We start from the raw sequence: 12,631 nt of genomic DNA on the forward strand, positions 1-12,631 counted from the left end.
GAACGACTACCTCGTAAAAATGGCTATCGATACAACAGACCTGCAATCGAAAGCGTTTGCTTTTTTATGCATCTTAACACCATCCATGGGGAGCGGCAACACCCCCTTTTCTCATAATTGTCTATATACGGAGAAAAACCCCCGTATCCCCACAAAATAGGGAAACAATCCACTTATCTCGCCCAAATAATACCTAATTTCGCCATATGTAAACCCTTTCACGAAATAAGCAAAAAGCAGCTGTTCTTCTTCGAACAGCCGCGATTTGGCGAGTCAGTTTTTTAGTGAATTATTCAAAAAAAGCAGTCAGCTGGTTATGTGTTTTTTGCAGCGCAGCCACATCAACAGGCATTTCCAAAGCAAGCAGCTGACCCTGTGCATATTCCTGCAGCTCTTCACGGATATGTTCCGCTAATTCCTCGTACCAAGCTTTCAATTGCCCGCTATATGCGGCATACAGCCAGGTGGTTTGTCCTGACATGTAAGCTGTAAGCGGTGCGTTAATTGCTGCCTCCAGCTCTTTTCGCAAATTCTGCTTGCCATCACCCTCGAAGAAATGCTTCGCGTTTTTATAAAAACCGGCAATCCATTTGTGCTGTATGCTTTCTGCACGGAATGCTTCTGCACCCTGTGGCGTCTCGAATGGTCGTGCCTCATAATCGGAAGGCTGGAATGCTGCCAGCTCATGGCCCAGACCTTGCAGCCACTGCTGTCTTCTTTTGGCAGCGCGGTTATGAATCGCATTTTCAATCCGTAAGGTAATGGCCAATACTTCCTGAGAAAGATCAAATGCGATCATCTGCTGTAAATCATTCCATGCAGATCCGGCAATAGCCGAGACATTCCGCCCCTCCTCACGAAAAACAGCGGGATTAAAGGCCAAATTGAACAGTTCGCCGAAGCGATAAGTTGCGCGCTGCTTGACGTAATACAGCAGCTCTTCAATCTCTTTGTGCAGTTCTCGCTCTTCGGCTTCAGTTTCCTGATTTCGAAGCTTCGCATCCGCTGCGTCTAATGCTTTACGAATCGCAGCTGCACGAGTCTGACGAGCCTGCTCATCACTCTGTGCGCTTACAATCCATTGCTGAAGCACATCGGCAGCCCGTTTCAGATCGGCTTGACCGGAACGAATCGCAATATCAGTCAGCTCCCCCAATGAGAAACGGACAAAGTCCTGCTCAAAGGCTGCAATCCCAGAAGCCTGCACCGTTTCTTGCTCCTGAGCCAGCTTACCTTCCAAAGCATAATAGCTGGACATCGGATAAATCCGCGGGTGACGTATACCATGCTGCTGCAAATTGTTAGATACATGAGTAACCACACCCTCCAGCTCCTCTCCCGAGGATGCAAGATCTGCAGCATTTACAATAAAAAACATCTTATCCAGCTCAAAGCTATCCTTAACCCGGCCGAGCTGCAGCAGAAATTCCCGGTCGGCATGAGAAAACGCATGGTTATAATAAGTAACGAAAAGAATGGCATCTGCATTTTTAATATAATTAAAGGCAACACCCGTATGTCTGGCATTGATTGAATCCGCCCCTGGCGTATCGACCAGAACGATACCTTGATCGGTTAGAGGATTGGAATAATATAGCTCTATCAGCTCAACAAAACACGATTTGCTTTCATCTGCCGCATATAAGCCGAACTGATCGGCATCTACGCGCAGCTCGCTGCCCAGATCGGACTCGACAGCCTCCCAGCCCTTTTCAACAGCCTTTAGAAACGTATAATGCGGCTTGCCTTTGGCTGAAACACGATCCGCCGATAATCCACGTATCGCCGACAAGCTTTCGGGCAGGCTTGACGTATGGATGCCCAGCATCTCCAGTGAGAAACGGATATCGTCCGTGAGACTGTCGCGGCTTTTCATCCGTACCTTGGCTGTTCCATGCGGCCAGCCGTTCTCCGGCTCTGGCGGCATTATCTTGTTGATGGCCGCCGTAGTTGGGTTCGGCGACACCGGCAGTACGCGTTCGCCAATTAGTGCGTTGGCGAACGAGGATTTACCGGCGCTGAAAGCGCCGAACAGCGCAATCGTGAAGCGGTTGCGCTGCAGCCGCTCGGCCTTCTCCTGCAAGGAGCGGCTGATGCTTTGCAGCGGCGCCAAGCCCGCGAGCTCTTGCGCGCCGGCGGTGAGTCGCTGCGCTGCGCTCTGCAGGCGGGCGCGATGCCCGCCCTGCGCGAGCGGCGCGGCGCCCTCGCGCGTAGCGCGGCCGCTGGCGGCAGCTACGGCCGCCAGCGCTGCGCGCGCGCCCGACGCGGCGCTAGCCGCGGCCTGCGGCGCCACGGCTGCGCCTTGCGCGGCCTCGCCTGCGGCGGCTGGGTCCGGCAGCGCTGGCGCAAGCGCGTGCACAGCCGCGAGCGACGCGACTAGCGCTTCCGCGTAGGCCGCCTCGGCTGCGGCAAGCCGCTCGAGCTCGCGCAAGCTGCCTAAGCGGCCGTTCAGCGCATCGAGCTGCTCGCGCATTGCCAGCAGCTGCGGCCCAAGCGAAGCTGCAAGCTTGCCCATGAGCTCATCGATCAGCTCGAACGCTCGCTTACGATACAGCAGCTTCATTTCCGCAGCCAGCTGCTTCGTATAATTCAATGTATATTCACCACTGAAGCCTGCTGCCGGATTAACCTGTGAAGCAATCCAATCAGGCTCTACCTGAACATGAAGAGTTTCTACCGTCTCCCTGATAAGATCTGCATTTACTATGACACCTGACATCTCCATCGCTTGCTCCATACCCTTGTACAGCGCCTGCTGTAAATGCCGCTCCACCTGAGTTGCTAGCTGACCGGCAAAATCATGATGCAGCTCTAATAGGCGACGTTCCACTTCCTTCGCCGTCTTGGCAGCCCCTGCAAACAATCCCACCTTAAAACCCGGCTTACGACTCTGCAGGTATTCTTGTGCCAGTTCTCTGGTTACAGCTGGTGTAATATTGGCATTGTCCAGAACAACAGTCGTTTCTTTACGTAATGCAGTCCGCAGCTCCTCAGGCTTAGCTTCAGCATGTGCTACCCTTGCGCTGATTTCCGTCCATTGCAGCTGGGCGGACTCCACCTCTTCATCAGCAGCTAATTGGGCCCGCAGCTGCTCCTTAAGTGTATCGTTTCGTTCCGCTAATTTGGCTGCATGCATTCTAGCCAGATGCTGTGCGGATTTCTCCAGGCTGAGCGCTGATAATGAAGCATGCTGCTCGATCAGTCGTTCAAGGAGCCAGTCGAGCTTCCCCCATTCACTATACGGATGGTCAGGCACCTTAACCGAAGTATACAAAATACCGTCAGGCTGAATATGCCAATTGGCAAAAGCCTCGGCTACACCTGCCCGATAATCAGCAAAAGATAATTCCTGATCCCGATGCTTATCCACTTGATTGATCAATAAATAGAGTGGCTTTCCCCACTCCTTCATTTTTTTTGTAAAAGCAAAATTGATTTCAGATTGTACATGATTATAATCCATCACATAGAACACTACATCTGCCAGATGCAGAGCCGACTCTGTCGCCAAATGATGGGCATCATCTGTAGAATCAATTCCTGGAGTATCCAATAAACATGCATGATCTCCTAAGAAGGGCAGCGGATAACGCAGCTCTATCGTTTCAATCGCTTCTCCATCGCGGCAGTAAGCGGCAAGATCAGTAAGCGGCACCTTCTGGATCTTTGCTTTATGCTCCTCCTCCTCGACGTGATGAACGACAATGGCTCCAGATTCCCCACTGCTGATTCTCACTATATTCGCGCTGGTCGGAATAGGGCTTGATGGCAGAAGCTGATGCCCGCACAGCTTGTTTATCAAACTCGACTTGCCTGCAGAAAAATGTCCGCAAAACGCTATATACAAGCTCCCGCTCTCCATCTTTTGCAAAAGCTGTTCCAGCTTCTTCCCATTTTCTTTATCATCCGTCTGCTGCACCTGCGCAAGCAGAGTACGGATCGCACTTTCCATGTTGGCTTCAAGTAAAACTCCGCTGTTCATTCTCTATCTCCCCAATACAAAATATCCTTCTAAACAACAAAAAAAACCGAATGGCTTCGGTTTTCAGTGTACCACACTTTCAGTAGTCGGGATAAAAATTTCGAACAAATTACCATGCTGCAGAATCGTAATATCTCTATCACGAACTTTCATCACAACAACCTCAAGCTTTGTTTTCATCCGCTCTAGGTAATTATCAGGTACCTCGCCAGACTCCATAACCGTAATGCCATCCACTTGCTTTTCTTCATTATCGGCAAGCTTTAGATTAATGATTTCCTCATAAATATCAGAAAACACTTCAAAATCATTCGTATACACAGAGATACATTTCATATTAATCCCATCCTTATTTGGTTGCTTGGTCATGATTCACTTATATAGATTTCCTAATACTGACTGTTTTCATACGTTGTTTTCCTTCACGGCATACATCCAATAGCGGACATATGCTGCATTGAGGATTTTGTGCCTTGCAGTGATAGCGTCCGAAAAAAATAAGCCTGTGATGCGTATCCGTCCATTCCTCTTTGGGAACTAACTTCATCAGTTTTTTTTCAACTTCTAGCACGGTGTCATCTTTACTTGCCATTCCCAAACGCTTCGATACTCGCTCCACATGGGTATCGACCGCGATAGCAGGTACACCAAATGCATTGGATACGACCACATTCGCTGTTTTTCGACCTACACCAGGCAGCTCAACCAACTGCTCATGCTTTTCTGGGATTAAACCATCGTATTTGTCCAGTACCATTCTGCACAGTGCCTGGATATGCTTAGCCTTATTACGAAAAAGCCCAATGCGACGTATATCCTGCTCCAACTCATCCAGAGGAACCGCCACATAGTCTTCCGGACGTTTGTACTTTTGAAACAATGAAGCCGTCACTTTGTTGACGGTCTCATCCGTACATTGTGCTGAGAGCAGTACAGCAATCGTAAGCTCAAATGCATTCGTGTGGTTCAACTCGCAATGTGCATCCGGAAACATACTGGCCATAATATCAAGTATGCTGCGGGCTTGCTTCTTGTTCATGGAGTGGCAAACAGTCCTTTGTTTGATGATATACATTGTAGTGTACCGAATCTTGAGAAAGTAATCAATATTTATAAGCAATAAAAACCGAACATTTATCGAATTTTTATTTTTTTCACAAAACCGTCTAATCGAATAGCTATTTGTCGATGCTTGTTTAATAATATAACAACCGCGCTATACAGCCAATTTGCTTGTGAGCAGAAAGTTCCATAAGCACTCATGCGCTTATGGAACTTTCTTTGCTCTTAAGAAAGGAGAATACCCTACTTAAAGAGGGAGCTATATAGCTGAATGTCACTTATTGCTTTTCAATTTCAATAATTTTATCGTCTATTGCATACAAAGTAATTTCTTCATTTTCGACGAAAGCGTTGGCCGCGACAGCTGTGGTTCCCTTGTGCAAGTAAGCTTTCGCAAAGAAATTATAGGTAGATTTATCTCCGGCTGCATTCGGTTTCAGCAGCAACTGATTCAACACATTGTCGTAAGATGCTACCGTCCTCTTCGATGTGTTGGCTACTGTAATTAACACTTTGTCTCCAGCATCTTTAATAATTTCCACACGATCATTCGGCTTTAAGGCATTCAGAGCTGCCAGCGCAATCCCGTTTTGCTTGATCACAAATTGAAGACCTACGGGTACGACCTGAACCGCACCAGTTGCAAGCTCCTGAACCGTTAATGTACCGGTTGCTGTATCCAATGCGGTGACTTTGCCGCGCAGCGTATTCAGGATGATTAATTTTTCAAGTGTATTTCCATTGAGTGATACTTTGATATATTCGTCGTTTTGAATATCTTCAAAGTTATGCGTCGCTTTAGTCGGATTGAAAATTTTATCGTTATTGTCAACCGTAAATGTGTTTAGAACCCCATTATCGTCTTTAACACTTATTTGTTTGGATCCTGCATTGCTCAATATTACTTTATAGACTGCTGTCTTTTTGACTGCAATGGAGCTGATTAAATCCTGATTCCCATTAAATCTTCCCTGGATGGTATCGCCCACTCTTAAATCTGCGAACAAAGCGTTTGGCTTTCCATACATTTCAACACCAATTCCAGGGTTCGTCTTGAAATTAATATTTTGACCGCCGTTTGTTCTTAAGGTAACTTCACTCGAAGTTGTGCTTAGCTGAGTAATCGTGCCTTCTACCATTGTAGTTAGCTCGATTGTAAGCAATTTATCCTTCGAAACCTTCAAGTCGACTTTCTTACCCTTTGTGAATTGCGAAGCGAAGTTAGATAAAGGCAGCACTGCATCCCAAATTTTGAGGCCTGTATTATCTGTCAAAATAAATGCATAAGGCTTGCCGCTATCATTAGTAACAGTCAATAGTTTTGCATCTGGATCATAGCTGACGATTGTCGCCAATGTCATGACATTTATCGAGCGACTTGTTACCGTTACTTTTACAATCTTCTCATTTAACAAGTCGAGCTTTAAATCGTCACCCACTTCAAGATCAAAAAAACCTGCATTCGGCAAGCCGTCAATCGTGACAAGCGCATTATCTGCGATAAAGTAGGCACCCAGCGTACTGCCCGGTTTATTGATTGTTAAGATCTTCTTGTCTTGACTCAGGCTTGTCAACGTACCTGTTACAGCAGTAGTAACATCTGCTTGTTTACGAATGGTTACTGATGTCACTTCATTCGTCTTGACCTCAAATCCAACTATATCACCAATCCGCAGCTTGCTTAAATCTGACACTGTGCCGTCAGGAAGAGTTACTGTGGATCTCGTAGAAATCGGATACGTTTCATTTTGTCCCGAAGTTTGTTCAAGGAACGTAATCGAATTCTGTTCCTTTTGAATACTGACTACAGTACCTTCCGCAGATTTGCTTAATGGTACCTGCTTCACGACAATCTGGCTGATCTTCGCATTCGGCAAGAGCATGCTGCGCTTTAATTCAATGAGACTGCCAACCTGAATGGAGCCGATGCTCAACCCGTGTCCTTCTTTATCTGTTACCGTAACTGTAGGTGCAAGCTCCTTCAGTACCGGTCCGCCAGATTGATTAATAGATACCGTCATTTGACTTAGGTAGAGCTTGTCCAATGTGCCTTCAAAGGACTCCATCCTTTCCTGGTCATTAATCAACTCAACATAAGAAGCGACTCCAAGTGTTTGAATTATGTAGACCTGATTCGTTTCCTTTAGCATCGTTGACGGGATACGACTGTCATCCTTGGCATTATAAATAACCGTACCCACGTTCATTGTGTACTCACTGTTCTGTCCCTTATCATTTTGAATCGTCAGTTTATTATCTTTCATACTCATTACATAACCAATTACAACGCGCTCCGAGCGTTGTGTCAGTTCTTTATCAGCACGACTCAGAAAGGTTGCCATTTGTGCGCGAGTGACATTGCCTGCAGGCTGGAATTTGTTGTCATCCATGCCGTTAACAATTTTCAAAGAAACCGCGGCGTTCACATAGCCAACTGCCCAAGATGAAAAATCCTTGGCATCTGCAAATGCTAATGTTGATGCTGCTTGCTGCTGTGCTAGCGTATCTTTGCCAATGGACCTGATAACGATTTTGGCCACCCATTCCCGAGTAGCTGGTCTGGAACCCCAAGCCGTTTTGTTAGTACCGAGACTATCCGTTTCTTCCTTAAAGTTGATGAGCCCTTTATCAAGCGCGTAAGCAATATAGGGTTTGGCGTAGCTGTCAACCACGATTCCACCCAGAACCGTATCTGTTTTAATTTTTAACACTTCATTTTCAAGTCCCATTAAGCGTAAAGCCATAATAATAGCATCCTGCTGGGAAACGGAATTATCAGGACGAAATTCAGCCTTTTCATAGCCTTGTACAATACCAAGTGCAGCTAATTTGGTAATATGTTTAATCGCCCAATGCTGAGGGCTCACATCCGCAAACTGGGTAATTGTTGATGCCGAATTTGCAGGCGAGTTGATAGTCGAATTGGTAGTGGTTGCAGGCGTGTTTACTGGATCGGCAGCATATACCGGACTGCACATCATTACGGATAAAGCCATCAAACCGGCACTCATTTTTTTAATAGATAAATAGTTATACTTGTTATTCATACGAATTGTTCCCCCCGGCGAATGTGGATAAAATCTAGTCATTTTGCTGTATGCTTATCTCTTAATAGGATGCGGAAGATCCATGTGCCCCATTAAGCTTTCTACCGACTTCCCGTCTACCAGAAGCTCGATACTATTAATTTCCGGAAATTGAAAAACGGTTTTTTTGAGTGCTTGTAACAGCAGTTCCTCACCTCCGGAACCAAGTCTGGATTCAGGTGCCATTGTAACATTGATCGTCAGCAGCCCCTTGTTGGCAGCAGCAGAATGGAAAGTAAAACCTCTGAATAAGGCAAGCTTTTTACTGTCTGAGCTCACACTCAGTGCTTTTAGAGACGCTATGTATTTCTCGTCATCCTGTTGATAGGAAATATTCGTTTCCTGTTCAACAAGCTTTTCTCCAGACTCATCGCCAAAATAAGCTTTGATTTTCATCTGTTTATTGTTGTCTGGTGCGGATGTCACAGGAGTAGGAGCTAATGGTGGCGCAGATGTCGGATTACTGCTTGCGGCCATGGGCTTGCTAAGCGCCGGATTAGCCAAAGGTTGTTCTGCAGGAGCCTTCGCTTGACCGCAAGCCGACAGAAGCGCCAGCATTCCGATACTAACGATAGTATTCCTGAGTAATCGGTATTGCATCGATACTCACTCCCTATTCCAGTTTCAATTGCTGTTTAATCCCCGCTGCAATCGCTGAGGCTACCTGGTTTTGAAAAGTCTCTTGAAACATCGTGTTCTCTTGGACTTTATTGGACAAAAAGCCAAGCTCCAACAGGAGCGAAGGCATAGTCGTATTTTTTATAACGTGAAAATCTTCCTGCTTCACCTTACGATCTTCAAATCCCGTAGATTTTAATAGATTTTGATGCATCAGTTTGGCAAATGGTAGACTCTGTTCGGTGTAATAATAGGTTTCAATACCATTCACTTCTTCTTTGCCGGTTGAATTACCATGTACGGAAACGAACAGATCCGCTTTTATATCATTGGCAATAGAAACACGACCAGGAAGCTCAATAAAAGTATCGTTTTTCCGAGTGAGTATGATCTCAATTTTCGGCTCTTTGGCCAGCAAATTATATACTTTCGTTCCGACACCCAGCACAAAGTCCTTCTCATATCTACCTGTAACGGAAACAGTCCCACTATCTTTACCGCCATGACCCGGATCCAATACTACCGTGTATCGTTCCTTGGCAGGTGATAAAGACCATACTAACTGAGTATTGGCACTGCTCGTAGATGCTCTGAAATCTATCTTTTTATTTAAATCTATGATTATTCTAACGATAGATGATTCTTTGGAAAATAGCAAATAACGAATTTGTGAGACAGACGCATTCTTCTCCGTAATGAACCCTTCACCATTAGCATTCAGCTTTAGACCTGGGGCCAACTGCCCATTGGGAATATCAATTTGAACGCGGTTCGGATTCGCTGTTGTTGTCACATCAGGTATGGCTTTGCCCCCGCTTGTTTTTACAATGAAATTATCGCCTTCCATCGAGATGGATTGGATTACAGTAACAGGCTCTAGCTTATTCACACCTGAATCTATATTTGTCGTAGTAGCCGGCTGGTTCGGGTTTGCAGCAACCGGCTTGTCCGAAGGCTTATCCGTCTTTTTATCATCAGGCTTGTTCAAAGATTTATCCGGTACTTTACTATCAGGATTAACTGAAGGTTTGTCCTTCGTAGTATCTTTACTATCTGGATTGACTGAAGGCTTGTCCTTTGTAGTATCTTTACCATCTGGATTAACCGAAGGTTTGTCCTTCGAAATATCATTATTTGATGGCAAGGCTGGTTTCGTCACTTTGTTATCGCTTTCTTGATTAAACAAAAAAACAGACCTTGTCAAATCATCCCAGGTCACTTTAATTCCCAGTTGTTCGCTAATAAAGCGTACGGGTAGCATTGCATTGCCTTCTACTATCGATGGTGCTGTGTCCAACTGGACAGCTTTATTGTTCACTAAAACTTCCTTTTTGTCGATAAACATTTGAATGCTGATATTCGATTTATTTACCGTCACTTTACGGATTTTCTCTTCCCACAGTACCTTTGAACCCAATGATTCAGCAATGATCCGGACAGGTACCATCACTTTGTTGTCCTTGTTAATAAGGGGCGCTACCTCAGCAGTCAACTGCTTGCCATCAAGAAATAATTGGAGAGGCGGGATCTCAGCAGCAAAACTCATCATGGGTAAGAGAAGGAGAGACAGTAGCAGCATGGAAAACAACGAAGTAATAATTCTCATTCTACACCTCAACTCATATTATGTATGCGTAATCGTTTAATAAGGATATAAGAAAATCGGCCGGCACGGCATTATACGACACTATATTAGACGGCTAAACTATTAAAAAGTTTCGTTAGTCGACAAAATAAGCCCAAAGCTCCAGGCAGCGCCTGAACACTTTGGACTTATGTAATAGCTCTTTTTAGTTAGCGATTTGAACCTTGGCTTGCTCCAATAGCTGACGAAATTGGTCTCCAGAAAGTGTTTCTTCCTTTACAAGAATATGCAGAGACTGTTGAAATACGACTCTATGATGCTCCAGCAATTCTCTCGTTCTAGTATTAAGCTCGTCCAGAATTGCAGAATTTTCTTTCATCAACTCTTCTTTTGTTACCATTTCGCGATCAATGATACCCAGCTTTGTTAGACCTGAATCCATCATGGTTCTAACCAAGTGCAGTGCCTGCTCAAAATCGTTCCTTGACCCCGTGCTGCGCCCGCCATAAAACATTTCTTCCGCAACTGCTCCACCCAGAGCGATAATAATTTGCTGCTCTAGATTTTCCTTTGTGTACAGGTACTGATCCTGCTGCGGATTATGACGAACATAACCAAGCGCCTTACCACGGGGACTTAATGCTACCTGGGATACCGACCCTGGTCGAACCACCTCGGCAGCGATCGCATGCCCCAATTCATGGAGTGCAACCCGGTCACGCTCTTCCTTCGTTGATTCTCTATCTGTTTTCTCGCCCAGCATTACCTTATCGACTGCCTGGGAAAGATGACTTTGCTCAATCGTGATTGCTTCCTGTCGCATAGCGTAGATGGCTGCCTCATTCATTACACCTTCAAGCTGAGCACCTGAAAAATGGAACGTTTCTTCAGCAATCTGCTCCAAATTAACTGTATTCGCAAGAGGTTTGTTTTTGGCATGAATATTCAGGATATGCAATCTACCCTTTTTATCTGGCAAATCAACCTCAATATGACGGTCAAAACGACCAGGACGCAGCAAGGCGCTATCCAGCATCTCTTTACGGTTGGTTGCCGCCATAATCAACACCCGAGGCGTAGTTGTCGTATGAATGCCATCCATTTCGGTCAAAAGCTGATTTAAGGTTTGATCGTATTCACGATGCTGCCCACCATCCCGCTTGCCTCCGATGACATCAATTTCATCAATAAACACGATGGCACTTTCTTTATTTTCTTTGACTGCACGAGTTCGTGCTTCTTTAAATAAATCACGGACTCTGCTGGCACCGACCCCTACATACATTTCAACAAATTCACTACCGGATGCAGCCATAAAAACTGAATTCGTGTAGTGCGCGGCAGCTTTGGCCAGCAGTGTTTTCCCGGTTCCAGGAGGACCCGTCAGCAGAATACCTTTCAAAGGACGAATACCCAGCTTTGCAATCTCATCATGTCTGATCAGAAAATCAAGTGCTTCCTGCAGCTCCGTCTTTGCACGCTGTTGACCTCCGATATCGTCAAATGTCATATAGCTTGGCGCCACATTACGCGATTTGCGTTCTGCTCCGCCGATTCCCATACTGGCGCCGCGCATCCGGTTCATATAAAATAAGGCACCCAAAATAATAATCATAAAAATAAGCGGAATTGCGTTTATTCCTATAAAAACGAGGAACAATATCAATACAGGGACAAAGCCAATAATAATTTCTTTATATATTTTATCCATTTGTCCACACTCCCATTTTGGCAGACGCACGCGGCAGCATAACATACTTGCTTTTATCACCATCTGTCAAAGATATATAAACATATTTATCGTCCATTTCCGTAGAGACCTTTAATCCGTCCGAATCAAGGGCACGAGCCTGTAACGTCTTGGGGATCTGTGTATATTGTTTGGTTTCCATAGCCTGGGCAACATCAAATAAAGCGGAAGACCACCATTGATCGATTTTTGGTGTTGACTCATTCGTCACTTTCAGCTTCAATTCCTTTTTACCGATTAAGCCCGAGCCTTCATTCTGAATTCGGTTGTATACCTCCCTGAGGCTTGTCCCGGGTGCTAGTTTTAATTCTATTGAAGCAGAATCGCTTGAAATATGTGTTTGTACATGCTCTACTCCAGGAGTATTGCTTACTATTGCAGACAAGGGATTCTCCATTGCAAAGCTCTGGTAAGCAAACCATCCACCGAATAATAATGTAGCTGAAATTATAACACTTACTAATAGAGGTAATATGCGCAGCTTCATAAAAGAAGTCAGTCCCCTTTCCATATGAATATATCGTTTTACTGTACACTAATAGTATATC

8 protein-coding genes are annotated in these 12,631 nt (G+C 45.3%); all 8 read right to left on the bottom strand.

All coding sequences use genetic code 11. The annotated features are described in order from the left end of the window. Positions 1-289: 289 nt before the first annotated feature. Positions 290-3,982: a dynamin family protein gene (locus BM210_RS04405; protein ID WP_091164925.1), complete on the bottom strand. Its 3,693-nt coding sequence runs from the start codon at positions 3,980-3,982 to the stop codon at positions 290-292. A gap of 63 nt (positions 3,983-4,045) precedes the next feature. Continuing rightward, on the bottom strand, positions 4,046-4,318 hold the full coding sequence (locus BM210_RS04410) for an NAD/NADP transhydrogenase alpha subunit (protein WP_091164926.1): 273 nt from the start codon (positions 4,316-4,318) through the stop codon (positions 4,046-4,048). 40 nt (positions 4,319-4,358) lie between these two features. Next, the gene (nth, locus tag BM210_RS04415; protein ID WP_091164927.1) at positions 4,359-5,021 is read right to left on the bottom strand and encodes an endonuclease III; all 663 of its coding nucleotides are present in this window, start codon (positions 5,019-5,021) and stop codon (positions 4,359-4,361) included. 301 nt (positions 5,022-5,322) lie between these two features. Beyond that, positions 5,323-8,091, bottom strand: coding sequence for an S-layer homology domain-containing protein (locus BM210_RS04420; RefSeq protein ID WP_091164929.1), 2,769 nt, complete (start codon positions 8,089-8,091; stop codon positions 5,323-5,325). Positions 8,092-8,145: 54 nt separating this feature from the next. Continuing rightward, the gene (locus BM210_RS04425; protein ID WP_256223244.1) at positions 8,146-8,730 is read right to left on the bottom strand and encodes a GerMN domain-containing protein; all 585 of its coding nucleotides are present in this window, start codon (positions 8,728-8,730) and stop codon (positions 8,146-8,148) included. Between the two features lie 13 nt (positions 8,731-8,743). Beyond that, entirely contained in the window at positions 8,744-10,354 is a 1,611-nt protein-coding gene (locus BM210_RS04430; protein WP_091164933.1) for an N-acetylmuramoyl-L-alanine amidase family protein, read from the bottom strand. 184 nt (positions 10,355-10,538) lie between these two features. Further along, a complete protein-coding gene (locus tag BM210_RS04435) occupies positions 10,539-12,044 on the bottom strand; it encodes an AAA family ATPase (protein WP_091164935.1) in 1,506 nt (501 codons plus the stop codon). Next, on the bottom strand, positions 12,037-12,570 hold the full coding sequence (locus BM210_RS04440; RefSeq protein ID WP_091164937.1) for a hypothetical protein: 534 nt from the start codon (positions 12,568-12,570) through the stop codon (positions 12,037-12,039). The genes BM210_RS04435 and BM210_RS04440 overlap by 8 nt, the downstream gene beginning before the upstream one ends. Positions 12,571-12,631: the final 61 nt, after the last annotated feature.

It is taken from the genome of Paenibacillus sp. 1_12 (assembly GCF_900114475.1).
GTDB lineage: Bacteria > Bacillota > Bacilli > Paenibacillales > NBRC-103111 > Paenibacillus_S.

Coding starts and splice junctions, on each gene's coding strand:
- BM210_RS04425 (WP_256223244.1), bottom strand. CDS start 8,730: ATGCAATACCGATTACTCAGGAATACTATCGTTAGTATCGGAATGCTG.
- BM210_RS04420 (WP_091164929.1), bottom strand. CDS start 8,091: ATGAATAACAAGTATAACTATTTATCTATTAAAAAAATGAGTGCCGGT.
- BM210_RS04405 (WP_091164925.1), bottom strand. CDS start 3,982: ATGAACAGCGGAGTTTTACTTGAAGCCAACATGGAAAGTGCGATCCGT.
- nth (WP_091164927.1), bottom strand. CDS start 5,021: ATGAACAAGAAGCAAGCCCGCAGCATACTTGATATTATGGCCAGTATG.
- BM210_RS04440 (WP_091164937.1), bottom strand. CDS start 12,570: ATGAAGCTGCGCATATTACCTCTATTAGTAAGTGTTATAATTTCAGCT.
- BM210_RS04410 (WP_091164926.1), bottom strand. CDS start 4,318: ATGAAATGTATCTCTGTGTATACGAATGATTTTGAAGTGTTTTCTGAT.
- BM210_RS04435 (WP_091164935.1), bottom strand. CDS start 12,044: ATGGATAAAATATATAAAGAAATTATTATTGGCTTTGTCCCTGTATTG.
- BM210_RS04430 (WP_091164933.1), bottom strand. CDS start 10,354: ATGAGAATTATTACTTCGTTGTTTTCCATGCTGCTACTGTCTCTCCTT.